At 33.4% G+C, this 26,452-nt stretch carries 24 protein-coding genes; 15 read left to right on the top strand and 9 right to left on the bottom strand.

Translation table 11 applies throughout. The features are described 5' to 3' along the window. The first annotated feature begins 264 nt into the window (after positions 1 to 264). The 4 genes from dapA (at position 265) to AAGD45_RS02995 (ending at position 2,804) form a co-directional block, all read left to right on the top strand. Entirely contained in the window at positions 265 to 1,146 is an 882-nt protein-coding gene (gene dapA / locus AAGD45_RS03010) for a 4-hydroxy-tetrahydrodipicolinate synthase (RefSeq protein ID WP_341761938.1), read from the top strand. Further along, a complete protein-coding gene (gene smpB, locus AAGD45_RS03005) occupies positions 1,133 to 1,591 on the top strand; it encodes an SsrA-binding protein SmpB (RefSeq protein WP_341761937.1) in 459 nt (152 codons plus the stop codon). The genes dapA and smpB overlap by 14 nt, the downstream gene beginning before the upstream one ends. A 67-nt stretch (positions 1,592 to 1,658) precedes the next feature. Then, positions 1,659 to 2,573, top strand: a complete 915-nt coding sequence (gene sppA / locus AAGD45_RS03000) for a signal peptide peptidase SppA (RefSeq protein WP_341761936.1) — start codon at positions 1,659 to 1,661, stop codon at positions 2,571 to 2,573. A 3-nt stretch (positions 2,574 to 2,576) separates the two neighbouring features. After that, complete coding sequence (locus AAGD45_RS02995; RefSeq protein WP_341761935.1) at positions 2,577 to 2,804, top strand: HU family DNA-binding protein; 228 nt, start codon at positions 2,577 to 2,579, stop codon at positions 2,802 to 2,804. A 46-nt stretch (positions 2,805 to 2,850) separates the two neighbouring features. Here AAGD45_RS02995 and AAGD45_RS02990 read toward each other — a convergent pair whose 3' ends face one another. The 3 genes from AAGD45_RS02990 to AAGD45_RS02980 form a co-directional block, all read right to left on the bottom strand. Beyond that, entirely contained in the window at positions 2,851 to 3,156 is a 306-nt protein-coding gene (locus AAGD45_RS02990) for a hypothetical protein (RefSeq protein ID WP_341761934.1), read from the bottom strand. Positions 3,157 to 3,737: 581 nt separating this feature from the next. Beyond that, positions 3,738 to 4,472, bottom strand: a complete 735-nt coding sequence (locus AAGD45_RS02985) for a sugar phosphate nucleotidyltransferase (RefSeq protein ID WP_341761933.1) — start codon at positions 4,470 to 4,472, stop codon at positions 3,738 to 3,740. Between the two features lies 1 nt (position 4,473). Next, on the bottom strand, positions 4,474 to 5,223 hold the full coding sequence (locus AAGD45_RS02980; protein WP_341761932.1) for a YebC/PmpR family DNA-binding transcriptional regulator: 750 nt from the start codon (positions 5,221 to 5,223) through the stop codon (positions 4,474 to 4,476). Positions 5,224 to 5,407: 184 nt separating this feature from the next. On the opposite strand from AAGD45_RS02980, the gene coxB reads away from it, so the two are divergent. From coxB to AAGD45_RS02955, 5 genes are all read left to right on the top strand, one after another. After that, positions 5,408 to 6,217, top strand: a complete 810-nt coding sequence (gene coxB, locus AAGD45_RS02975) for a cytochrome c oxidase subunit II (RefSeq protein ID WP_341761931.1) — start codon at positions 5,408 to 5,410, stop codon at positions 6,215 to 6,217. Positions 6,218 to 6,227: 10 nt separating this feature from the next. Beyond that, positions 6,228 to 6,845, top strand: coding sequence for a CatB-related O-acetyltransferase (locus AAGD45_RS02970; protein WP_341761930.1), 618 nt, complete (start codon positions 6,228 to 6,230; stop codon positions 6,843 to 6,845). Between the two features lie 8 nt (positions 6,846 to 6,853). After that, positions 6,854 to 8,455 carry a cytochrome c oxidase subunit I gene (ctaD, locus tag AAGD45_RS02965; protein WP_341761929.1) on the top strand — a complete coding sequence of 534 codons (1,602 nt, stop codon included), beginning with the start codon at positions 6,854 to 6,856 and terminating at the stop codon, positions 8,453 to 8,455. 269 nt (positions 8,456 to 8,724) lie between these two features. Further along, the gene (locus tag AAGD45_RS02960) at positions 8,725 to 9,165 is read left to right on the top strand and encodes an RDD family protein (protein WP_341761928.1); all 441 of its coding nucleotides are present in this window, start codon (positions 8,725 to 8,727) and stop codon (positions 9,163 to 9,165) included. Positions 9,166 to 9,176: 11 nt separating this feature from the next. Further along, the gene (locus AAGD45_RS02955; RefSeq protein WP_341762197.1) at positions 9,177 to 9,938 is read left to right on the top strand and encodes a gamma-glutamyl-gamma-aminobutyrate hydrolase family protein; all 762 of its coding nucleotides are present in this window, start codon (positions 9,177 to 9,179) and stop codon (positions 9,936 to 9,938) included. Between the two features lie 423 nt (positions 9,939 to 10,361). Here the strand turns inward: AAGD45_RS02955 and dnaE are convergent, their stop codons facing one another. Continuing rightward, the gene (gene dnaE, locus AAGD45_RS02945; protein WP_410521073.1) at positions 10,362 to 13,946 is read right to left on the bottom strand and encodes a DNA polymerase III subunit alpha; all 3,585 of its coding nucleotides are present in this window, start codon (positions 13,944 to 13,946) and stop codon (positions 10,362 to 10,364) included. Further along, entirely contained in the window at positions 13,936 to 15,240 is a 1,305-nt protein-coding gene (locus AAGD45_RS02940; RefSeq protein ID WP_410521084.1) for a UDP-glucose dehydrogenase family protein, read from the bottom strand. Before AAGD45_RS02940 ends, dnaE begins: the two co-directional genes overlap by 11 nt. Before the next feature lie 111 nt (positions 15,241 to 15,351). Here AAGD45_RS02940 and AAGD45_RS02935 point away from each other — a divergent pair, with 111 nt between their 5' ends. Next, the gene (locus tag AAGD45_RS02935; RefSeq protein WP_341761926.1) at positions 15,352 to 17,868 is read left to right on the top strand and encodes a DUF3971 domain-containing protein; all 2,517 of its coding nucleotides are present in this window, start codon (positions 15,352 to 15,354) and stop codon (positions 17,866 to 17,868) included. A gap of 265 nt (positions 17,869 to 18,133) precedes the next feature. On the opposite strand, the gene AAGD45_RS02930 is transcribed toward AAGD45_RS02935, so the two are convergent. Then, positions 18,134 to 18,481, bottom strand: a complete 348-nt coding sequence (locus AAGD45_RS02930; RefSeq protein WP_341761925.1) for a type II toxin-antitoxin system PemK/MazF family toxin — start codon at positions 18,479 to 18,481, stop codon at positions 18,134 to 18,136. Beyond that, positions 18,462 to 18,674, bottom strand: coding sequence for a hypothetical protein (locus AAGD45_RS02925; RefSeq protein ID WP_341748051.1), 213 nt, complete (start codon positions 18,672 to 18,674; stop codon positions 18,462 to 18,464). Before AAGD45_RS02925 ends, AAGD45_RS02930 begins: the two co-directional genes overlap by 20 nt. Positions 18,675 to 19,011: 337 nt before the next feature. Here AAGD45_RS02925 and sdhC point away from each other — a divergent pair, with 337 nt between their 5' ends. The 5 genes from sdhC (at position 19,012) to AAGD45_RS02895 (ending at position 23,958) form a co-directional block, all read left to right on the top strand. Then, on the top strand, positions 19,012 to 19,398 hold the full coding sequence (gene sdhC, locus AAGD45_RS02915; protein ID WP_341761924.1) for a succinate dehydrogenase, cytochrome b556 subunit: 387 nt from the start codon (positions 19,012 to 19,014) through the stop codon (positions 19,396 to 19,398). 521 nt (positions 19,399 to 19,919) lie between these two features. After that, a complete protein-coding gene (sdhD, locus tag AAGD45_RS02910) occupies positions 19,920 to 20,303 on the top strand; it encodes a succinate dehydrogenase, hydrophobic membrane anchor protein (protein ID WP_341761923.1) in 384 nt (127 codons plus the stop codon). Positions 20,304 to 20,324: 21 nt separating this feature from the next. Continuing rightward, entirely contained in the window at positions 20,325 to 21,158 is an 834-nt protein-coding gene (locus tag AAGD45_RS02905) for a HEPN domain-containing protein (protein WP_341761922.1), read from the top strand. Positions 21,159 to 21,527: 369 nt separating this feature from the next. Further along, on the top strand, positions 21,528 to 23,318 hold the full coding sequence (gene sdhA, locus AAGD45_RS02900) for a succinate dehydrogenase flavoprotein subunit (RefSeq protein ID WP_341761921.1): 1,791 nt from the start codon (positions 21,528 to 21,530) through the stop codon (positions 23,316 to 23,318). Between the two features lie 4 nt (positions 23,319 to 23,322). Continuing rightward, positions 23,323 to 23,958 (top strand): histidine phosphotransferase family protein, encoded by a 636-nt coding sequence (locus AAGD45_RS02895; protein WP_341761920.1) that lies wholly within the window; start codon positions 23,323 to 23,325, stop codon positions 23,956 to 23,958. Between the two features lie 86 nt (positions 23,959 to 24,044). Here the strand turns inward: AAGD45_RS02895 and AAGD45_RS02890 are convergent, their stop codons facing one another. Together AAGD45_RS02890 and AAGD45_RS02885 are read right to left on the bottom strand one after the other, a co-directional pair. Continuing rightward, entirely contained in the window at positions 24,045 to 25,412 is a 1,368-nt protein-coding gene (locus AAGD45_RS02890; RefSeq protein WP_341761919.1) for a hypothetical protein, read from the bottom strand. 66 nt (positions 25,413 to 25,478) lie between these two features. Continuing rightward, the gene (locus tag AAGD45_RS02885) at positions 25,479 to 26,297 is read right to left on the bottom strand and encodes a hypothetical protein (protein WP_341761918.1); all 819 of its coding nucleotides are present in this window, start codon (positions 26,295 to 26,297) and stop codon (positions 25,479 to 25,481) included. Between the last annotated feature and the right edge of the window lie 155 nt (positions 26,298 to 26,452).

Below are 26,452 nucleotides of genomic sequence, written 5' to 3'. Positions count from 1 at the left end.
TCTATGTCCCTGCGTAGGTATCACAATTGTTGAAAGTTAAAAAACCGTCATTGCGAAGCGCTGTTGTAAGGCTTAAACCGTCTATTAGCGAGCGAACGTACGTAAGCGCGGCAATCCATGAAGTTTGTCATATAGATTGCTTCGTCGACCTACGGTCTCCTCGCAATGACGTTTGTTGAACTTTCGACAGTTATGGTGACATAACCAATAGGGATGATATTGATAGCTTGTTATATCGAACTCAGATTAATCTAGGTGGTGTTTATGAAAAATAATATATTTAAAGGGCTTATTACAGCCATTATAACCCCTTTTAAGGATAATAAATTAGATTTTGTTTCTTTGGAGAAAATACTTAACTATCAAATTGATAATAAAGTTGATGGAGTAGTGATTGCTGGTTCTACTGGTGAGGGACCTAGCTTAAGTTTACAGGAATATCAATCTTTGCTAGAAGTGGCTGTAGAAATTACTAAAAACCGTACCCAAATAATAGCAGGTTGTTCCGCTATTACTACCAGTATAGCCATAGATATGATAAAAATATGTACAAAAATTCCTGTTGATGGGCTTATGTGTAGTATTCCTTCTTACGTAAAACCCATGCAAGAAGGAATTTATTTACATTTTGAAGCTATACATAATGCTAGCCACTTGCCAATCATGTTATATTCAGTACCTAGTAGAACTTTGGTTGATTTTTCAGATGACACGATAGTTAGGCTCAGTAAACTACCGCGTATTGTCGCTTTTAAAGATGCAGGTAATGATTTAGAACGTCCTTTGAGAATTAAGGCTGCTGTAAGCAAAGATTTTAACTTATTGTGTGGTAATGATGAAATAGCTTTATCTTATAATGTTCACGCGGGAGTAGGGTGCGTTTCTGTTGCCTCTAATATAGCACCTAGTTTGTGCAAGAAATTACAGGATAATTGTCATGCTGGTAATTATGAAGAAGCTCTGCGAATCCAACAGCAATTACTACCCTTATATAAAGCATTATTTGCAGAAACAAACCCAATACCAGTGAAATATGCAGCGTGCAGATTAGGGCTATGTTCTAATGAGTTAAGGCTTCCTTTAACTTCAGCGTTGAAAGTTACTGAGGAAAAAGTAAATAAAGCTATGGACTATGTCGGAATATAAGAAAATAATAGCACAAAATAAAAAAGCATATTTCAATTACTTTATTGAAGAAAAAATTGAAGCTGGCATAATATTAACCGGGAGTGAAGTTAAATCGCTGCGTCAAGGAAAAGCTAGTATAGAAGATAGTCATGCAGAAAATTCTGCAAATGAAGTGTTTTTATATAATTGCCATATTGCGGAATATGACAAAGCTAACAGATTTAATCATTCGACTAGAAGGACTCGTAAGTTGCTTCTTAATTCTAGTGAAATAAAGAAAATAATTGGTAAAATTCGCCTAAAAGGCTACACTCTTGTTGCTCTTTCTTTATATTTCAATAAAAAAAATAAAGTAAAAGTTGAGTTAGGTATAGCAAAAGGTAAAAAATTACATGATAAAAGACAATCTATTAAAGAACAAGATTGGAAGAGGGAACAGGGGCGGATTATGCGTGCGAAGTAGGATAAAATTGACTTCTTAGAGCCTAAAGCGCCCATTATACTTCCATATAAACAAATAGGCAAAGTTAATGACAATAACTCCTGACTACATAATTGAAAGAAAGCAAAATAAATTAAAATTAAGGCTGTGGAAGTTAGCAACAATTTTAATGTTTATAGTTTTAATTGTTGTGATGATTAAGAAATTTGATTTGTCAAGTTCTGAATATGTAACTACTAATAGTAACTATATAGCTGCAGTTTCAATAGAAGATATAATTTTTGAGGATACAAAACGTGATAAAAGATTGGAGAAAATCATTGATGATGATAAGATTAATGCTCTAATTGTTAATGTCAATTCTCCTGGTGGAACTGTGGTTGGATCAGAGAAAATTTATAATATACTCAGAAAAATATCAGCAAAAAAACCGGTAGTAATTGTTATGGGTACATTGGCAGCGAGTGGAGGATATTTGATATCATTAGGAGGGGATTACATAATTAGTCATAATGGAACGATTACTGGCTCAATTGGTGTGATTCTCCAAACTCTAGAAGTCACAGATTTAGCAAAGACACTAGGTATTACCTTCAATAATTTTAAATCCGGGGAATTAAAAGCCGCTCCTAATCCTACTGAAAAAGTTACAGAAGCTGTTCGTCAGGCTATAATGTCTAATGTACAGGATACTTATGATTATTTTATTGAACTCGTTGCTTTAAGAAGGGGATTAGCAATTGAAGAAGTTAAAAAAATAGCTGATGGTCGGATATATTCTGGTCGCCAAGCTTTGAAACTAAAACTTGTTGATGCTCTGGGTTCTGAGGATGATGCGATTAAATGGTTACAGGAAGTCAAAAAAATTAATAAAGATTTGAAGGTAAAAGAATTTAAAATAAAACCGAAATCAAAATTTCTTGAAATTATTATGGAGGATTTTGATAGTGTTTTACCAAGTTTTTTTAAAAATAAATTTCAAGGGATAAAAGCAATTTTTTAATTTATGGCAAGAAAGTCTGATTTAGTGGATAAAATATCTAAGGAACTTAATTATCTTTCTAAGGAAGATATAAAAGATTCTATAGATTTGGTATTTGATTATTTACAGTCTAGCCTCGCTGAGCAAAATCGTATTGAAATTAGAGGCTTCGGTAGCTTCTCAATTAGGGAGCGGAAATTTCCCAATAGTGAGCGGTCATATAAAACTGTCTATTATCGTGGACATCGCTAGGCTTTTGGAAAAGGGAGGGAATAATTCTTATCCCGAATTCGCGTTCTCATGTTATACTATTAGCCAAAGCCAACTTCCTAGCCTCTGCTGATTTACCAGTATAAACTATATTTTGGTAATTAAGTTTGATAGCGGTAAATAAAGCTGCGTGATCGTTTCCTACATTAACAATAATTTTTACGATTTGGGGAAATTCTTCAATTAGTTTTTTAAAAATATAATCCCACACTAGCATACCGTAATATCTCGTGCTACCACTTTTGTTAGTTAAAATAACCGGATTATGGAATTTGGATAAGAACTCTCGTGCATCGCTTAAGTTTTCTATTGTGTAAGTTATTGGGTTTGGCATATTTTTTGACTTTTTACTTACTCAAATTAGGCTGTAATCAACGTCTACATCTAATTCTTTAACCCAAGTTGCCAATTAATTTAACGTTTGAGGTTAATTTGTAACATTAAAACACTCAATAAAAACTATATTTTTTAGAAATATGTTTGTATTGAAAATGTTTTAGTATCGCGTCTCACATGGCATAGTACCCTGCATTTTTTGTATAACCGTCATCGCAAGACACCGTTAGGTGCCGTGGCGATCTAGGTAAACAGCGAAGCTGTTTTTTCTAATACGCTTCGCGTATCCTAGATTGCCACAACTGTCGAAAGTTCAACAAACGTCATTGCGATGAGCGTTGTCAGCCCTAAACCGTCATTGCGAGCGAACGTACGTGAGCGCGGCAATCCATGAAGCTTGTCATATGGACATTGACTTCAATATCTATTATATCATACTTTTAACTTACAATTGCTTCGTCGACCTACGGTCTCCTCGCAATGACGTTTGTTGAACTTTCAACAGTTGTGCCTAGATTGCCGCGTCGCCGCTTTTTCGCGACTCCTCACAATGACGTTGAAGAATTTTGTGTGTATTACCTAGCCCATTAACTTAGCAATAGTTTTATTAGCTTCTTCTAGCTCCTGTTTAGTATTTACTCCAAGCACTATGTCGTGGTCTGAAGATAGCAAATATGATACTTTTTCTCCACTATCCTTAGCTATTTTTACAAGGGCGGTCAAATATAACTCTTTTGATCTATCAACCTTACCTAAAAAAATAGTAGGTAGATATTTTTTTAATATACCAGCTTCAAAAGCCATAATACCAGAATTACAAATTGTCATAGCTTGTTCTTCACTCGTTGCTTCTTTAAATTCCACAATTTTTAAAAAATTTCCTAGTTCATCAGTAACTATTCGTCCATATTGCCCCGGGTTATCACGTCTAAAGCATAACGTTGTAATGGCTGAATTTGTAGAAATTAGGTGGTCTAATAAATCGTTAATAATATTTGCGGTGATTAAAGGATTATCTCCGTAAAGCACTGCTACAATTTTATTGTCATCAACTAAGTCTAAAGCAGTATATACCGCATGAGCAGTACCCAATCGTTCTAGCTGCAATGCAAATTTACAAACCTCTTTATAAGAAGAAATATATTTTTCTAATTGCAATGAGTGAACTAAGATAACATCGTTAGTCACTTTTTTGGCATTTGTTAGCACCCTATCAAGCATAGGTCTACCACCAACTTCATGCATTACTTTTGGTAACGAAGATTCCATTCTTCTACCATTACCAGCAGCTAGAACAATAATTTGGCAATCCATATTAAATATCCTTCATAGCTTGATAAATTGCATCAGATAATTCATAATTACCAAAAACTTTTTGTACGTCATCGCTTTCTTCCAAAAGATCCACTAATTTTAATAGCTTCTCTGCCTTATCTTTATCTTCTATAATCATAATATTCTGAGGAATCCAACCGATATAGGATTCCTCAGGAGGTCCATATTTATTAGTCAAAGATTCAAGAGTTTGTACAAAATCCTCAATATCTGTATAGATTAAATACGCATCTTCTTCAGAAATCACATCTTTTGCCCCAGCCTCTAGGCTACTTTCCAATATAGATTCTGCCGATGTTAATTCCACTGGGTATTGTATTACTCCAAGATGGTCAAACATATAACTGCTACTTCCAGTCTCACCTAAATTACCACCAAATTTAGTAAAAGCCGACCTAATTTCAGCAGCTGTGCGATTTTTATTATCAGTTAAAGCCTCTACTATTATTGCAATACCACCCGGAGCAAAGCCTTCATATCTAATCTCTGTATAATGTTCGTTATTATTCGAATCACTTGCTGCACTTATTGCCTTATCTATTCGATCCTTCGGCAAATTCTGACTGCGTGCTGCAGCTATGCTACTCCGCAGGCGTGGATTGCTTACATCAGTTCCCATTTTAGCAGCAGTGATAATTTCTCTAATTAGCTTAGTAAAAACTTTCGCCCTTTTCTTATCTTGCGTACCTTTTCGATGCTGAATATTTTTAAATTTTGAATGACCTGCCATATTGTAATCTTAAATCATTTGAGTATACTTATTAGTAAGCCGAATCGTATCAGAAGGCAGCTTAAAGTCAATGATAAATTCCTCAAGTTTTTGCACTATACCCTATTTTTTACTTTAATAAAACTATATATCGTCTTATATTGTCTAACTATAGCATATAGAATCAAACCCACTAATACCAAATATGAAAAAATTTGTAATTTTATATCTTTTATTTGCTCACAATTGCTTAGCCTCAGAACCTCAGGCGTGGCAAATGTTGTTACAAACTCCAGCAAGCCCTCTGATGGAAGAGCTTCACGGGTTTCACAATTTCCTACTGTTAATATCAGGAGGAATAGTTGTCTTTATTACCATTTTACTAGTCTATGTTTGTATTAGATTTAATGCAAAAGCCAACCCTATTCCAGCAAAATTTTCTCATAATATCTTAATTGAAGTTATTTGGACGATAATCCCTATAATAATTTTAGTTATTATTGCCATACCATCATTTCGTATTTTACGTTTTGCAGAAAAAATTCCTGAAATAGATATGACTGTTAAGGTCGTGGGCTATCAGTGGTATTGGCATTATATATACCCTGATCACGATAATATCGAATTTGATAGTTATTTAATTACCGATGAAAAATTAAAACTTGGTCAAAAACGCTTATTAGATGTCGATAACCGTATTATCATACCAGAAAATACTACTGTGAGATTTCTAATTACGGCGGGAGACGTCATACATAGTTTTGCAGTACCGGCACTGGGCATAAAGATGGATGCTGTTCCCGGAAGAATCAATGAAACTTGGACTAAAATTAGCAAAAAAGGCGTGTATTATGGTCAATGTTCAGAACTTTGCGGTGTTAATCACGGTTTTATGCCGATTGCCATTGAAGTGGTAAGCAAGGAAGAATTTCAAAACTGGTTGATTATGGCAAAATCAAAATTCTCTATGAATATAAAGGCTAACAAAGAATTAACCTTCAAATCAATTAAATAAAAGAGTTATTATGGTACATTTCAACAAGCATTATCCACATCTTTACGCAAAACAGGTTAAAGAAACCGTATTTTTAAAACATTTTATTCACAATCCTAACATAATGGTAGGTGATTATACTTACTATCATGATAGCCAGCACCCAGAATATTTTGAGCGCAATAATGTCATAGGATGCCATGAGTGTAAATTAATTATCGGTAAGTTTTGTTCTATCGCCATGAGAACCACTTTCATCATGGATGATGTGAATCACCCAATGGATGGCTTTTCTACTTATCCATTTTTTATTTTCGAGAATTGGAACAATTATATGCCAACTCTTGATAAAAGAAGAAATACCGTAGTTGGTAATGATGTGTGGTTTGGTACGAATGCAGTCATTATGCCAAGAGTAACAATAGGAGATGGAGCAATTATCGGAGCATATGCAGTGGTTACCAAGGATGTACCCCCCTACTCTATCGTTGCAGGTAATCCTAGTAAAATTATTAGAAAAAGATTCTCCGATGATATAATCAATGAGTTAGTACAAATAAAATGGTGGGATTGGGATTATGATAAAATTACTAGAAATATCAAGGTCATAGTAGGGGCTGATATTGAACAACTTAAAGAATGTAAATAGTAACCATTATGACACTTAAAGATCAAGCCTCTACTAGACCTCTTGCAGAAGTAATATCTGATCATCACGAAACCCCTACGGGTTTACAAAGATGGATTTTTTCCACTAATCACAAAGATATTGGCGTAATGTATATTATATTTGCCATATTTGCTGGGCTTGTTGGTGGATTATTTTCTGTTATTTTTAGGTTAGAACTAGCAGTACCCGGCGGGCATCTACTAGGTGGTAATTATCAGCTATACAATGTATTAATTACCGCTCATGCTATAATTATGGTATTTTTCATGATTATGCCAGCTTTATTTGGCGGATTTGGTAATTACTTCATACCAATTTTAATAGGTGCCCCGGATATGGCTTTTCCAAGGCTAAATAATATAAGTTTTTGGCTACTTGTCCCTGCTTTTATATTATTAATGCTGTCAGGTTTGGTTGATGGAGGAGCTGGTACTGGTTGGACATTTTATCCTCCTCTAAGTAGTCTAGTAGGACATCCTGGGGCTGCTGTGGATATGGCTATTTTAAGTTTACATCTTACAGGACTTTCCTCCATTCTTGGTTCAATTAATATGATTGTCACTATCTTTAATATGAGAACTGATGGTATGGGGTTATTTGAAATGCCCTTATTTGTTTGGTCAATTTTGGTTACTGCCTTCTTGTTGATACTGGCAATTCCTGTGTTAGGGGGTGCAATAACCATGTTACTGACTGATCGAAATTTTGGTACTACTTTTTTCAAACCTGATGGTGGCGGAGATCCAGTATTATTTCAGCATTTATTTTGGTTTTTTGGTCATCCAGAAGTATATATTGTAGTATTGCCGGGATTTGGTATAGTCAGTCAGGTCATCTCTACTTTCTCCCGTAAGCCAATATTCGGTTATTTTGGTATGGTGGTAGCTATGGTAATTATCGGATTTGTTGGTTTTATAGTTTGGGCTCACCACATGTTTACTGTTGGTCTTTCGTACAATGCATTAATATATTTTACTGCTGGTACTATGATTATCGCTGTACCTACTGGTATTAAAATCTTTAGCTGGATTGCCACAATGTGGGGAGGATCAATTACTTTTGAAACCCCTATGTTATTTTCCATAGGGTTTATCTTGCTATTTACTATTGGCGGAGTTACTGGCATAATATTATCAAATTCAGCAATCGACAGAATTTTACACGATACATATTATGTTGTAGCACATTTTCATTACACCATGTCACTTGGGGCATTATTTTCTGCATTTGCTGGGTTCTATTATTGGTTTGGTAAAATGTCCGGACGGCAATATCCTGAGATGATGGGCAAAATTCATTTTTGGGTTACCTTTATCGGTGTTAATTTGACATTTTTCCCTCAACATTTTTTGGGATTAGCTGGTATGCCAAGAAGAATACCGGATTATCCGGATGCGTTTGCCGGCTGGAATATGGTTTCATCTATCGGAGCCAGTATTTCATTTATTGCAGCTCTTTACTTTGTATTCATTGTTATTTATACTTTGAAATATGGGAAGAAATGCCCAAATAATCCTTGGGGTGATGGGGCAGATACTCTTGAATGGACCATCTCCTCTCCACCACCATTTCACGCGAATTCGGGATAACAAGTTATCCCAAATTCGGCTGTATATAGAAACAATCAGGTTTGAAGCGGTTCTACACCTGATTGTTAAAATATAATTTGCGTTCAATAGATGATTTTAATAATTAAAATCATCTATTGAACGGTAAAAAAGTTAAAATGTACTCGCAGAACCGCTTCAAGAGTACATTTTTCTTTATATCACAGCTAATTCGGGATAAGAATTATAATTCTTATCCCGAATTAGGGTATTTCATACTTTTGAAACATCACATAAAGGAAAATAATTTTATGAATGAATATATCTATTGTGGCTTTTGGCGAAGATCTATTGCTGTAGTTTTGGATCGAATTTTAATTATTTTTTTTCTAATTTGTGTGACTATGATACTAGTAAGTAACTCTCTACTAGACGGTGCAGTAATAGCTGAGGCACTAGCCTATTCTTCCATTCCGACATTAATAATGCTATCATTAACAATTATATATGAGGCAATATTTGAGTCATCTTCAATGCAAGCAACTCTTGGCGGTTATATATTGGGCATGAAGATCATAAACGAGGATGGTACACGAATAAGCTTTTTAAAAGCGTTGATTAGATTTATTATATTAGCACTAATAAGTAGTACTGTAATATTAGGGATTATAAGTATTGTCTGCATGATATGTACTGATGAAAAAAAGTGTTTACATGACATAATCTGTGGCACTCGCATGGTAAAGCGATAAGGTTTAGTATGATACAGAAAAAACCAGTAATAGGGATCACTCTAGATTTGGCTAATAATTCTGAAAAATATGCCTATGCTACTTTTCCTTGGTATGCAATTAGGCAAAATTATGCAGATAGCGTGATAAAAGTTGGGGGAATCCCCTTAATGCTACCCTATCAATATGATACAATTGAAGTGATGCTGTCAATTATCGATGGACTAATTATTCCCGGCGGTGATGAGGATATTCACCCTAAATTTTATGGTCAAGAATTCACTTGTGATAGAACAGCTACCAACGACCAACGTGATAATTTTGAGTTACTACTTACCCAAAAAGCTCTAGAAAAGAATATGCCATTCCTTGGAATATGTCGTGGTATGCAGATGTTAAATGTAGTATGCAGTGGCAACCTTATCCAGCATATACCTGATTACATAAAGTCACAAGCAGGAGTAACTACGGCTATTAACCACGAGCAACCTGTCCCCAAACATACATTATCGCATTCTATAACGATAGAACCAAACACTATTCTTGCAAACTTATCGGGAAATAAGCAAACTTGTATGGTTAATTCGAGCCACCATCAAGCAATAGGAAAAATAGGCGAGGGACTCCGAGTTGCAGCAACAGCACCGGACGGGATAATTGAAGCAATTGAGTCAATAAATCACAAATTTGTTATAGGAGTAGAATGGCATCCTGAATATTTAAACCCTAATGATTTAGATTTAAATTTATTTAAAGGATTGATCGAAGCTATAGCTAAGCCGAAAAAGTTTTAGCCAAAGAACCGTTTATTAGTGAGGGAGACGATGAAATCGCCGACGTGGCAATCTCATGAAGTAATATCTACCTTTGTTAGGCAGCCTCTAGGTGATTTGAGTACTACTTCACAAGATTGCCACGTCACCGCTTCTTGCAGCGATTCCTTGCAATGACGGTTTAAGCATTACAACAGCATTTCGCTAATAGACGATTTTGTAACTTTCAACAGTTATGGGATGACATCGAGACTGTTAAAATAGACTTCTTTCGAAACTCTACTTCTGCTGGTGATTTGTACGTCGATGCGGTACTCGAATCCTCACGTACATTAGAGTACGCTGCGGTTCTGCGTTCCGCGTCTCCTTCAAATCCCTCAGCATAAGCGAGTTTCGAAAGAAGTCTAATGATCTCTTACATAGAATGAGGTAAAATCTAGGGAATTAACTAGAACCTAGCATAAACCGATTTAAAAATTCAAAATCTTCAGTTTCTAGACATAAAATTTCTGGTAAATGGACTCGAGCAGTAAAGTTATTATTTATATACCCTTTGCCTTTCAAGTGTTGGCGTTGTGGCACGATGGGACTTCGCGTAGGAACAACGGTTTGACTACGCCTAGTCCGCTCACCACTCGTACACCTAGCCAACTCTTGAAATTCATCTTGTATACTTACTTTAAGCAATAAAATTATTCTTGTATTACTACGTTCAGGGCTAATACGCTTTTTAAGCAAATCAACGATTTGACATAGTTCATAATGATTTTGTGGATAGAGTTTTATCTCTAGTCGTTCTTCATTCATTATATCGTCAATAGTTGTGAAGCTTTTAGCGATTAACCTTGTTCCCCCAGCATCCTTAAACAAATCACAGTGTGCTACAACTAAACATTGAATGTCAAGTAAGTGAACGAAATTTTTAAGTATTTCTTCACTATAAATAGTTAATTCGAAAATACCAAATTGATCGGATAGTTGTAAGGTTACAAACCTTCCACGAGATGACATACGTGAATCTTTTTTTTGTATTACCCCAGCTATCCTTATCTGCCTACTAGAAGTAGAACCACTATCATTTTGTAAGTCAAGTGATGTTGCAATATTAAGCCTAGCTAGCAAATCTTGATATCTTGATAATGGATGTAGCGTAATGAATAGTCCTAATACTTCAAATTCATAAGAAGAGACAGTATTATTATCAAGTGGTTCTGCTTCAATTAACACTTGTTGACTTGCAGAATTTACCTTAATCAGGCTAAATTGATCAGAAACTTTTTCTGCATGGTAGGAAGAGGCATAAGCTAAAAGTTTAGCGATACTTAACAGTAACTGATTACGATTAGAATGTAACGTATCAAAACACCCGGATTTAATAAGATTCTCTAATAATTTTCGATTAATAGATTTAAGCGGTAATCTCTCAATAAAATTTATAATATTTTTAAACTTACCATTTTCAACTCTTTCTTCTGCTAATATTTTGCCAAAAGTGCTAGTAACACTTTTGATAGCACCTAGGGCATAGATGATAAATGTCTTGCCTTCTTCATGAGTAGTACTAAAATAACCAGCGGAAAGATTGATATTAGGAGGGATAATAGTAATGTTGTTATTTTTAGCTTCTTGCATGAATAGATTGATTTTATCATGATTATTTAATTCAAGATTTAAGCAAGCTACCAAAAATTCGGCTGGAAAATTTGCTTTCAGATAGGCAGTTTGATAAGATATTACACCATAAGCTGATGCGTGTGCTTTATTAAAACCATAGCTAGCAAATTTAGCCACTGTTATAAAAATAGACTCTGCTTGCTGGCGTGAAATATTGTTAGCTATTGCACCTTTAATAAAAGTTTCTTCTTGCTCTGCCATTTCAGATTTTATTTTTTTGCCCATGGCTTTACGAAGTAAATCTGCTCCACCTAAGCTATAGCCGGCAATTACTTTGGCAATTTCTAAGACCTGTTCCTGATATATAACAACTCCATAAGTCTCCTCTAAAATTGGTTTAAGCATCTCATGCAAGTAATCTGGTAGCTGCAAACCATGCTTACAAGCAATATAAGTTGGGATATTATCCATAGGGCCAGGGCGGTATAATGCTCCTAACGCTATTATATCTTGGATGGAGTCAGGTTTAAGACGTCTTAAAGTATCCTGCATTCCACTACTTTCAAACTGGAAAACACCGGTAGCTCTACCACTACATAGTAGTTCATAAGTTTTTTGATCATCAAATAGCATATTAGTAAAATCAATATTTATGCCTTGCTGTTTTAATAATTCTAGACATTTAGTAATAACAGTCAGAGTTTGCAGACCTAAAAAATCAAATTTAATTAAACCAGCAATCTCAGCATATTTCATGGAATATTGTACTACCAACATATCCGAATTTAGGTCTTTATAAACTGGTAATATTTCTACTAAATCTTTGCCAGCTATAACGATTCCCGCTGCATGTGTAGAAGCATGCCTGTTAAGTCCTTCAAGCACTAAGGATGTATCCAATACTTGTTTTATTAGCTCCTCTTGACCATCTAAATTATATAGACCGCTGCCATGGGCGGCGTTGTTCAACTCCTTTACTTCCTTTATAGCCTGATTTAATGTGACGGGAGTAACAGCATTAAATGGCACAAGCTCAGTTAGATATTCGGCATATTTATAAGGCAAGCCAAGAACTCGTGATACATCTTTGATAACAGCTTTTGCCTGCATCTTACCAAAAGTGATGATTTGACCAACTTTATTATCCCCGTATTTAGAACGTACATAATTAATAACTTCTTCTCGTCGTTCTTGACAAAAATCAATATCAAAATCTGGCATTGATATACGTTCAGGGTTCAAAAAACGCTCAAATAGTAGACCAAATTTAATAGGATCAAGATCAGTGATAAGAAGACTCCAAGCAACTATTGATCCCGCCCCGGAGCCTCTACCAGGTCCTACCATAATATCTTGCTCTTTACTCCATTTTATGAAGTCAGAGACTATAAGAAAATAGCCAGCAAAATCCCTCCGACAAATAATATCTAGTTCGTAATTAAGACGAGTTAGATATTGTTGTTTAATATCTTGCTGTTTATCTATGGCAATATTCTCCCATTTAAATTTTGTATCAAGTCTTGATAGTAACCCTGCTGTGGAGTTTTGCTTAATTAGATCTATTTCATTAATATCTAGACTAGAGAAATTTGGTAACATTAGTGGATTAGCATGTGCCATAAAGTGGCATCTTTGGGCTAAATGGACGGTATTTTGTACAGCATTAGGTAAATCACTAAAAAGTTCTAGCATTTCTTTTGGTGATTTAAAATAACATCCAGTACTAACCTTTTTACGATTCTCCTCTTCTTTGCTAACACCAGCAGATATACATAATAATACATCATGTGCATCATGCATGTTAACATCGCTAAACAATACTTTGTTGGTAGCAATTAGTGGAATACCAAGGTCATCGGCTATTTTTATATAATTTGCTTCTATAGATTGTTCTATTGCTAAATTATGCCGCATAATCTCAAAATAGAAACGATCACCAAAAATGCTTTGTAGCTTAGTGGCCCAAAAAATGGCTAATTCTTCGTTTCCATCAATCAGGCTTTTGCCAATTATCCCATCAGTATAACCGGATAAGATAATAAGCCCTTCATGGTACTTAACTAAATCATCAAAAGTAATATGATTACAAATTTTGCGATCATTTTCAGTGAAACTAGCACTAACTGCTTTTAGTAAATTTTTGTAACCTACCTCATCTTTAGCAATCAGCACCATTTCACAAAAATTATCTTTAGTAAAAGCAACGTTTACAATTGCCCCATTTATAGGTTGTACCCCTGCCTTGCAGCTACTTAAAGCAAACTCTAGTGAGCCAAATAAGTTACCCTTATCTGCTAAACAAATCGCTGGCATTTTGTGTAATTGTGCCAGCTCTACTATACGATCAATTGTTAAGGCACTCTCAAGAAATGAGTATGAGCTTTGTACTCTTAAGTGAATAAAATCAAACTTCATATTGCGTACCAATAGTATAATATTTAAACCCAAGAGATTTTAGCATATCTCCGTTAAGAATATGCCTGAAATCAATAATTATAGGAGATTTAACTTGATGGCGAATAAGCGACCAATCTAAATCTTTAAACTCCGACCATTCGGTTGCCACTACAATTATATCACTATTTTGGCAAGCACTAAGTGCTGAATCGGCAAAAAATATATTTTTTAGTTCTTTTTTAGCATTATCCATACCTATTGGATCGAATGCCCTGATATTAGCTCCTTTATCAACTAGGATTTTGATGATTTTAATAGGAGGGCTGCTTCTAATATCATCTGTACCAGCCTTATAAGTAAGGCCCAATACAGTAATATTTTTATTAGTCAAATTATCATTTATGATATAATGAATCCTATCCGCCATATCATAGGCTCTCTGATCATTACTATTTATAACAGAATTAACTATTTGTAAGTTACATTGATAATACCCCGCTATTTGTGAAAGTGCTAAGAGATCCTTAGGAAAACATGAACCACCAAATCCAGGTCCAGCATTTAAAGATTCTTTACCTATTCTCTTGTCGAGTCCCATAGCAATCGAGAGTTCTTTGATATTTGCCCCAGTTCTCTCACACAAATTTGCCATTTCATTAATAAAAGCAATCTTTGTTGCTAAGAAAGCGTTTGAGGCATATTTGGTAAGTTCTGCAGTAACCAAATCAGTACATATAAGAGATATATTCTTTGTAGTCAAAGGCAGGTAGATATTTTTTAATAAATCTTCTGCGAGTTTATTATTTGTGCCAATTAATATTCTATCAGGGTTTAAAAAGTCATCTACAGCAGTACCTTCTCTAAGAAATTCAGGATTTGAGGCAACAGGAAATTTAAGATTTCTTTTTTTTAAATAATCAATAATTTGGTTACATGTTGTTGGAGGTACAGTTGATTTAATAACAATCAAACAATCATTGTTGATCCATTCACATAAATTATCGATAGCAGTAAAAATATATTGTAAATCTGCCTCCCCTGAGGGTAGTGGTGGTGTTCCTACTGTAATAAATACCGCTTGGGAGTTTCTTAATTCAGCCGAGTAGCTGGCTGTAAACTTCAACTTACTAGACTTCACTAATGGCGGTAGGTACTTGGCTAATTTTGGTTCATAAATTGGTAAAATATTTTTTTTAAGCTGATCGATTTTAGAAATATTGGTATCTAAGCAAGTAACGTCGTGTCCTAGGTAACTCATCATTACGCCAGATACTAATCCAACGTAACCAGTGCCTATAAAATGAAGTCTAATATTCATAAATAATTTTCAAATTTTTTTCAGTATATACTTAGTGCAACAAGTTTGTTGTGCTATATTGCTGCAAAGTATATATTAACTGATCAAGTACTAAATAACAAGATGATGCTCATTAAAAGATTTTTTATTAACCTAAGCATAATAGTTTGCACAATTGTAGTAATTTTAACTTTATTAATATTAAGTAGTAGTAAGGGATATTTAGATAAGCCAATTAAGAAGGTAATAGAATTTTACCTTGATAAAAAAGCTATGAAAATACGGATTAAGAATTTACAAGTAAGAAATAATATTCTATCAATCGATAAAATCTTTATGGATTTAGCAAATAACGCCCAAGGTGAAATTACTAATTTCAAAATCAGTTTTATTATTGATGATATAACAACCAAGCCTTTAATTCTTAGTACTATTGATATAGATAGTTTTTCCTTAATCTCTAAAGATAATCAACCAGTAATAAATGCTCAAATATCTGCTAGATCCATTGTGGATTTTTTTAAAAATAAGATTGAAACACAGTTAAACTTAGGTCCTATAAAAAATATTTCTTTGCTTGATAGTTATGGTGAAAAATTACCTGATGGTGAAGGATTTTGTTCCTATAACAGTAAAATTTCTAGAGCTTCTAAGAAATCGATCAATTGCAAACTAGAGTTTGGTGATAAAGCCTATCTATTATTCAATAGTGTATTGGATAGTAGCATAATTCAAGCAACTGGTAATGCTCAGAATATTCCTATAATGATTTATCAAATTGCTGAGAAAATTATTCCTGATAATCAAGTAATTTTATTTCTACAGGAATATATGAAAGGTGGTTATATTAGAAATGGAGAATTTGATTTTAATTTTGATAAAAATTCTTTAGAAAAGAATATTTCTCTAGAAACTGCATTGAAGGCCAAGCTGCATGTTGTAGATCTTGAATATCAATATGATAAGGACTATCCCCCTTTACGAAAAATTGATACTGATGTTACTATATCTGGGCTATCTGTTAAGTTCATATTAAATCAAGCATATAGTAGTAATAGTCTTATTTCGGGTGGGATAATAACTTTTGATTGGCAAGGGATGGATAAATCAAATTTTATCGTTAATGTTAATGCTAAGGGGAGTGTTAACGATTTAATTGATTTCATATCAAATGAGGATTATAACAAGATAAAAAAACAAGGGATCGATCTTAAAAAGATTACTGGAATTGCTAATTCAAAAATTGGCATAATAATACCGATTAGCCCAGTTATCAAAAATACTTATGACATTTCTACAATAATAACGGGAGTAAATGGCAAAGCATTTAGTGACAATGTCATATTAAAAAATGCTAAAATAACTGGAACATTTAATGGCGATAAGGTAAATTTGATCGGTATAGGTAAAATTAATGGCTATGACAGTAATTTACTTATCGATGTTAATGTCACTGATAATAACCAAGATGATTATCAGAATCTATTAAAAGTAAAAACTACCATTGTGGGTAATAACCAAAAGGTTGGTATATTAAAGTTAATCTCAGGTAATAGTGTCCTAGATTTTGAATATAAAGAGCAAAAAGATGGGAAAAGCTTCATTAAAACCAATACTAACCTCAAAAACTTAGAATTTTATATTGATAAAATATCTATACATAAAAAACTTGGTAGTGAAGCTAACTTTACTTTAACTGGCAAGTTATATAATAACCTAAATGGTGATATTGATTTTAATCTTTCGGGAGAAAATAACTTAAAAATAGTTGGTAAGGTTAAAGTAGCAGAAGATAAGTATGATGTTACTTTACCTGTAATAAAGTATAATACGACTGATCTAGTGGGGAATTTGCTTTTAGGTAAAGATAGCTTGAATGCTAAAATTCAGGGAAGACAACTAGATTTGTCTGAATCTAATATGATGCAATTCTTAGAGAAAGAAGGAGATGCAAAAAATATTCATTTAACAGTTGATGTAGATAGGGTAAGGTTAAAAAATAATATAATGCTTGATAAGCTTAATTTACAAATTGATTGTAATAAAATAAAATGTTTTTCTGGTTCTTTAAATTCAAAAATTGGTACTAGATCTTTTAAAATGCTACTTACAGATAAAAAAGATCTAGAACAATGGATAGTTACCTGTGATAATGCTGGAGCTTTATTTAGAGGTATTGGTATGTATAATAAAATGAAATCTGGTATTATAAATCTGACACTTGATACAAAAAGATATGATGCCAAAAAGGGAGAAGTGATACCAATCGTAGATGGAACATTTGATATCAAGCACTTTGTTACTACCGATGTGCCTTTTCTTACTAGAATGGTATCGGTTGTTTCTTTCCCAGGTTTTATGAGTTTTATATTAAATAATAAGGATATCATGTTTAGGAACATGACAGGTAGATTTAGTTATATAGGTAATACCATAAATATTGCTGATACATCAGCTACCGGACCATTTTTTGATTTTACAATGCAAGGTACAATTGATACTAATAAACATCAAATGAAGCTTAAAGGTAATGTAATACCTTCTTTCTTTTTTGCAAGTAACGTTATCACTAAAGTACCAATAATTGGTAAAATATTTTCAAAGGTTGTGCCTTACTCTATGGAGATGAAGTATAAGGAGTAATAGTCCCTATGTCATCAACCCACAACTGTTGAAAGTTTATAAACACCTATACCACAGCGTCATTGCGAGCGTAAGCGAAGCAATCTATATGACAAGCTTCATGGATTTGCCACGCTCACGTACGTTCGCTCGCTAATAGACGGTTTAAGCCTTACAACAGCGCTTCGCTAATAGACGATTTTTTAACTTTCAACAGTTGATGACATCCGAAGGTGCAGGGATTGACATATGAGGACACGGTAATGTTACATCGAACCTAGGTTACTTAAGTCAAACTTAAAGTAACTTTAATAGCTTTTTCAATATTAATAATCTCAGTTTTATTCAACTGTTCTATAAACTCTCCCAATCTAGATTTATCTATGGTTCTAATTTGATCAGTTAACGCTTTTGCAATTTTGTTGTTAACTGTAACTCTTACTTCAAAAGGAAAAATATTATTAATATTTGAGGTAATGGGGATAATTATTACTCTACTAGATATTTTATTCTGAATATTATTAGATATAACTATTGCAGGTCTTGTTTTTTGAATTTCAGTTCCAATTGTTGGATCAAGATTTACCCAATAAATATTGCCTCGTATTATTTCTTTATTTTTTACTAATGTCATCTATTGCATCCCACTCTTTTAGCAAATTTTGGCGTTCATTATCTTGCTCTGCATCTTTATATGCCAAAGTAAGTTCCAGTTCCTTTTTTTCTAATTCTTTAGCAATAGCATTGCTTACAAAGTTACTAATTTTTTTAGAAGGAATCATATATTTTAATTTATCATATAAAGTCTCGTTTAAACTAATACTCATCGTTCTCATAAAATTAACTTCATTATTGTATAATAGTTATTGTACAATACAATACAATACAATACAATATGAAAACTTGAGTATTTTCTAACTAGCGTTTATACTGTTGCTATTTAGAGTTATAGGGGCTTCATCCTGAATTTATTTCAGGATATAGATTAGACTTCTTTCGAAACTCTACTTCTGCTGGTGATTTGTACGTCGATGCGGTACTCGAATCCTCACGTACATTAGAGTACGCTGCGGTTCTGCGTTCCGCGTCTCCTTCAAATCCCTCAGCATAAGCGAGTTTCGAAAGAAGTCTATTACACCTATAGATAATTTATGACAGAAACTTATGATAAAAACAAAGCAGGAAATTTATAATAGTAGGCCTACTTCTCCTCATTTGACGATATATAAAAAGCAGATAAGCTCCGTTTTGTCTATTTTGCATCGTATAACGGGGATAGGCTTATTTTTTGGACTATCAATATTGTCGTGGTGCTTTATTTTATTAGCTTTTAGCAAATTTGATCCTGAATATTTACAGTGCTTTAAATGTAATTTACTGAGAATTCCTCTAATATTCATAAGTTTTGCATGGTTTTATCATTTATGTAATGGGGTGCGTCACTTAATTTGGGATAGTGGGCATTGCTTTTCAATAAGGGCTATTAACTTCACAGGTTGGTTTGTGGTAGTAGCTTCGATATTGATGACGTTAGTTTTTTGGTTGTTATAGCTAACCAGAACAGGTTTTAATATTGTTTATAAATTTCTAAATGTCTATTAGTGATTCACCTTACGTATAGCATTTAAAAATTGCAGAAAAGTACAAGACGTCATTGCGAAACCACGTAGTGGTTGAAGCAATCCATAAAGTAATTAGAAATGGATTGCTTCGTCGTGCTTACGCACTCCTCGCAATGACACATAGGTGTCAACTTAAGAGCGTAATGATTGAACATGTATAAACAAATTAAATACAGCCGTCATCGCGAGGCATCGTTAGATGTCGTGGCGATCTAGATAAACAGCGAAGCTGTTTTTTAGAGTAACGCTTCGCGTATCTTAGATTGTCGCGTCGCCGCTTGCAGCGGCTTCTCGCAATGACGTTTAGGTTTGATTTACTTATACATGTTCAATCATTATGCTCTTAAGTTGACGCCTATGCGTGGTCTCGCTAATAGACTCTTGTACTTATTCTGCAATTTTTAAATACTATACGTAAGGTGAAATAATAATTTAACTTATGGCCTCTATATGAATAATAATTTAAGGACAGATTTGGCGAAAGCTAAAGGGGTTGGTTCGGCAAAAAGTGGTTCGAGTCACTGGTTGCATCAAAGAATAACAGCTATTATTTTGGCAATTTGTTCTATTTGGCTAATATTTTTTATTAAATATACTACTGGAGAGGGTTTTACTCATTTTGTTAGTACTTTACAAAGACCTTACAATATTGTCCCTTTAGGAATATTGCTTATTACCGCTTTCTATCATTCAATGCTTGGTATGTGTGTGGTAATTGAAGATTATATTAGTTGTATTAAGCTCCGCACAGGGTTAATTATATTACTTAAAATATTTTGCATTATAACGATTGCATTCTTAGTGGTAGCATTATTTTATGTTATAGTAATCTGATGGATTAATAAAAATAATCTTATGAAAACCACATTACCTGAACGTTCATTAGTTATTAAAGAAAGATTAGACATTATTGTCCAAGAAATTCTAGCTTCTGGAAGATCAAAAATAGCAATGATAATTTTATTTGGCTCCTATGCTAGAGGTGATTGGGTACAAGATCTATCCTCAAGGGAGTATTATCAGAGTGATATAGATCTGTTATTGGTCTTAAAGAAAAGAAAATATGCTGGATATCAAGCTATTAACTTAAAACATAATATAGAAAAAAGATTAGAAAGAAAATTCCCAATAGATATTAATACAGACCGATTAGTGGTCATGACACAACCATCCGTGACACTAATAGTTGAGTCTATCCACTTTGTAAATGACCAACTTGAAAAAGGTAAGTATTTTTTTCGTGATATTAGAAAAGAAGGAATTTTGCTATATGATACTGGCGAGTTTGTTCTATCTGAAGCTAAGGATCTGCCATGGTCTGAACGCAGACCAATAGCTGCAGAAGAATATGAATATTGGTTTGGTTTAGGTCAAGAATTTTTTATTAGTTGTCAATATCCGTTAAAAAGAGGAAACTATCGTATATCAGCCTTTTTACTTCACCAAGCTACCGAGAGTTTTTATAATGCTATTTTATTAGTATTTGACGGTTATAAACCTAAATTACATGATTTATTAGAACTAAACCAAACTGCACGGATTTTTTATCATGATCTTTGTCGAATATTTCCCTATGAAAGTGAAGAGCAAAAAAAATGTTTCACATTACTTCGTGATGCTTATGTTAAAGCAAGATATGACAAACATTACAGAATCACTAAGGAGCAGTTGCTTTATTTAATTGACTGAGTAGAGCAATTGCAAAAAATTACTGAAAAAATTTGTTTGGAAAAGCTTAGTCAAGAATAAATATATGATATATTCTGTAACAAAAGGCATAGCACCCTAAATGTTGTATATGGTCAACGTCATTGCGAGAAGATCGTAGGTCGACGAAGCAATCCATAAAAGTAACCAAAAATGGATTGCTTCGTCGGCTTATGCCTCCTCGCAATGACGATTTTTGAACTTTCGACAGTTGTGGCAATCTAGGATACGCGAAGCGTTACTCTAAAAAACAGCTTCGCTGTTTACCTAGATTGCCACGGCATCTAAAGAGCCTTGCTATGACGATTATAGAAAAATGTAGAGTACTATGAACAAAAGGAATTTATATAAATGTCTAAATCTTATAATATTATCCACCATCAATTTGATGTAGTGGTAGTTGGAGCAGGTGGAGCTGGTCTTAGGGCTACTTTTGGTATGGCGAAAGAGGGCTTAAATACTGCTTGCATTAGCAAAGTTTTCCCAACTAGGAGTCATACTGTGGCTGCCCAAGGTGGTATTAGTGCTTCTCTTGGTAATATGGGGCAAGATGATTGGCGTTGGCATATGTACGATACCGTAAAAGGCTCGGATTGGTTGGGTGATCAAGACGCAATTGAGTATATGTGTAAACATGCAGCTGCAGCAGTGCTAGAGCTTGAGCATTATGGAGTACCTTTTTCTCGAACAGAAGAAGGCAAAATTTATCAACGCCCCTTTGGTGGTATGACAACAAATTATGGTAAGGGACAAGCAGCTCAAAGGACTTGTGCTGCAGCAGATCGTACTGGTCATGCAATATTACATACTTTATATCAACAGGCTTTAAAAAATAAAGCCCAATTTTTTATCGAATATTTTGCCCTTGATTTATTAATGAATAATGGAGAATGTGTAGGGGTAGTTGCTTGGAATCTTGATGACGGAACAATTCACTGTTTCCATGCTCACTTAGTGGTACTAGCTACTGGCGGGTATGGTAGAGCTTATTTTTCTGCGACAAGTGCTCATACTTGTACTGGTGATGGAGGTGGCATGGCAGCAAGAAGTTCTATTGCCTTGCAAGATATGGAATTTGTCCAATTCCACCCAACTGGTATATATGGGGCTGGCTGCTTAATTACCGAAGGTGCTAGAGGAGAAGGTGGGTATTTAGTAAATTCTAATGGAGAGCGATTTATGGAACGATATGCTCCCGCTGCTAAGGACCTTGCTTCAAGAGATGTAGTATCAAGAGCTATTACTATGGAAATCAGAGAGGGTAGGGGGGTAGGTGAGCATAAAGATCATGTATTCTTACATTTAGATCATTTGCCGCCGGAAATTCTTCACGAACGTTTACCCGGTATTTCAGAGACGGCTAAAATTTTTGCTGGTATTGATGTAACCCTTCAGCCAATACCTGTGTTACCAACAGTGCATTATAATATGGGGGGAATACCAACAAATTACCATGGTCAAGTTATTGATAAAGGTCAGGATAATCATAATAAGATTATTCCCGGGTTAATGTCAATTGGTGAAGCTGCTTGTGTTTCAGTACACGGTGCGAATCGCTTGGGATCAAACTCTTTACTTGATTTAGTAATATTTGGTAGAGCCGCAGCACAAAAAGCTGCTGAAATTGTTAAAGTAGGGCAAAAGCATAAAAGCTTGCCGGAGTCTATATTAGATAAAATAATTAGCAGATTTGATGGTATACGTCATGCTAAAGGAGGTCTACCAGTAGCTGACTTAAGACTTAAAATGCAAAAAATCATGCAAAATCATGCAGCGGTATTTAGAACTCAAGAGGTTCTAAATGAAGGAATAGAAATGATTGACCAGGTAAGAAAGGAATATGCAAATATTCAGGTTAATGATAGATCATTAATATGGAACAGCGATTTGGTTGAAGCATTAGAACTAGCTAATTTATTAGATCAAGCGGTAATTACTGTGCATTCTGCAGCGGCTAGAAAAGAGAGTAGGGGGGCTCATTCTAGGGAAGATTACCCAGAGCGTAATGATGAAGAATGGATGAAACATACACTTGCTTGGATTGATGAGCAAGGTAAGGTGAAATTAGATTACAAACCTGTAACTCTTACAACTTTGACAGATGAAGTAGATAGCATTGCACCAGCTAAACGAGTTTATTAAGAATATGCTAAATTCACTAAAATTATGCCAAGCTTTAAATGAAAAAATATGTCATGATTTTGCAGGATCAATAGGTGTTATAGATAACGCTATTGGATTAATAAAAACTATAGAATATCAAGAGAAAGCTACTAAACTGGTTCAGGATAGTACAAATAGACTCATGAGCTATTTACAGTTTCATCGTTATTTATACTCTCTACCTTCTGAGGGGAGCAAAATTGCTATTGCAGAAATTAATAGATTAAGTACTGATTTTTTAAAATCAAAAAATCATAATATTGAACTAGTGTTCACAAGGTTAATTAGCACAAATATCGATAACAATATAGCTCAGATTATTATGTGTTTAATTATTGCGGCATCTAGCAATATATACAGAGATGCTGTTATTAAGGTTGAACTAGAGATGCAAAATGACAGTTTCACTGGTATAAAAATTGTAGTAACAGCTCCAAACCTTAGGCTTGATCAGGGTAGAGCAGATATTTTGCTTGGAAACAGAACTATTGATGATGTAAGTATAGAAAATGTTCATGAATATTACACTTACTACTTAATTACGGAATATGGTTATAAATTAGCTGTTACTCCATCAACCGATTCAGTGGAGTATATACTCGTTGGAAATCTCTATTAGCAATTGCATAGATAGAACCAGTGTTAAGGTAGTTGCGATGAGCTGCCACTTAATATAAAATTCCAACGATTTAAGAACCTTAATGCTTAATTGTTCTTGGTCCACAGATACATGTCATATTGTTTACAATATTCAAGCATATCAACGGTATTAGGATGGTGTATGCCAAACTCCTTAATTTGTGGCTTGCCAAAAAATTTATAATTATATAAATCTTTACTTTTACAGCCAGCTCTTGCTCCATGATTATACAAATAACTTACTTGAGCAACATTTTTACTTCTAGTTCCATATAAATAATGATATATAACAAACGCTTTTTTATAAGATTCTATTGCTTGCTTAAGGCTATCTTGGGCAAACAAGATATCACCTTGTACTACATAACTTACTGCTAAGCTCGGATTTTTAGAATAATTTGTTCTCTCAGGGGTTAAGTTTTCCTGTACTAACAATATAGAAATAGCATTATTAATGTATTCATAAGCTTTATCTATTTTACCTAAACCTAATTGACTTCTTGCCATTTCTATATAAATATCTGCAAATATTTTATTATCCTTATGCTTTAGGGGCTTATGTATATCATATAGCTGTTGAGCTTGAGTATAAGCTTCTTGATATCTACCAAGATAATTCAATATATTTATTTTATATATATATATATATAGCTCCATAATGAGTAGGTCATCAATATGCAATCCATTTTTTATAAGTAGTGCAGTAGCTTCACCTTCCAAGTCTAAAGATTCTTTATATTTGCCTTGTAGCCAACATAATACACTTTTTATATAATCTATTGCAGACATATCAGCTTCTTGTATTATTCCTTGTTTTGCTAATTTTTCCATCTCTTTAAGAAATTCTTTAGCTAGTTTTATTTCACCTAAAAATATATAAGCTGTAGATGTATAAACAAAAAAATTAAATTTACAGGAATAAGTAGCTTCATCGTTATCAAGCTTGTCTAAAATATTTAATGATTTAGTAATATAAGAAATCGCTGTTTCAAAATTCCTGAATATCACAATATGACACACTCCTATTAGTCCTAAGTACTTAGCATAATAAAATTTTTGAGTTTCAGACATTTTCCACAATTTAAATTCTTTATCTTTTTGATTAAACCAATCAAACATTTGTTGTGCTTTGCTGGCATTATGAAGGTTGATATACAGAGAGAATAACTCAGCCTTTAAGGTAAGTATTGAGTATAGATTAATATTATATTTCTCAGAGTTTTTTAAAAGAATTTCTAAGTTTTCTAGTATAGTCTTGGCTCTTTTCCATACATATCCTGAATAAGACCCTTTAAATTTAGGTAATTTGCTAATCATATTTTCTAAATATATTTTATTATTATCACCATTTAGTTCCATTATTTTATTGCTAACTATATCATGCATTTCAAAAATAGGGTTATCTTTGTTAGGATCAATATTACTGATTAGCATAGATTTAGATAATTGATATATATCATCATCTAAAGTATCTTTATGATCAGTAATGGTGCTAAGAAGCTATTTCGAGAAGCTTTGGTTATTTAATAAAGCTATTTTATTCAACAACTTTATTGCACTTGGTTTTAATTCTTGAATAACCATGTTAATATTCGTTGCTATTTTATCAGTCGATTGATAAATTTTCTTTTTATATTCCTCTTTATCTAAACCTTTAACTTTGTTAAGTAATTGAGCTCCTTGCACTATCAATATTGGATAACCACTAAAAGATTGCGTTAAAAATTCGATATTATTGTTATTTTTATTGTCTAATAAGTTATTAGCTAAAGCTACAATAGTAGACACATCAAGTAGGGGCATTGCTATAATATTAGATAACTTTTCATTATCTTGCGAACAAAACACGACCTGACCATTATGCTCCCAATCAATTAAATCTTGTACTTTCTTATTTTCATTAACTTTTAAATTATCAAACACCAATAACCATTTATTAGTAGCAGTTAAATATGATATTACTTCTTTTTTTGCTAAAGCAACTTCTTCAGATATATTAGTTTGTTTAACCATATTGAGTTGTTTTGCTAATTTAACAAATTGTTCATCAAAATCAAGGTTACAATCAAAAAACCAAATTAGATCATAATTATTTTTATTCTCATAACTATACATCCTAATCAGTTGAGTTTTACCTATACCACTAATACCAACTATACTTGCTTGTCTATATTTACTTAAATGTTCATCAAGGATTTTAAGTTGTTGCTCATGATTGACAAAATAACTAACTGGGGTGATTAAATTAGATACTTGTTTTTGAGCAAAAGTATTACTATAAATAATTAGTAATATGAATAATGTTAAAAATTTTTTCATATAATGAAACTGTTGAAAAATAAATTATGCCCTAACGGTACGTATAAAACATATTATTACGAATAACTATAAAGAATAAGCAAAAATAACTCAACTTAAATTTGAATATTAATAATAAAAATCATTAAAAAGTAGGAAAGTTTGTTTGCTAATTC

It is taken from the genome of Candidatus Tisiphia endosymbiont of Thecophora atra, assembly GCF_964026395.1.
Lineage (GTDB): Bacteria > Pseudomonadota > Alphaproteobacteria > Rickettsiales > Rickettsiaceae > Tisiphia.
This window is presented reverse-complemented; position numbering and strand designations above follow the sequence as displayed.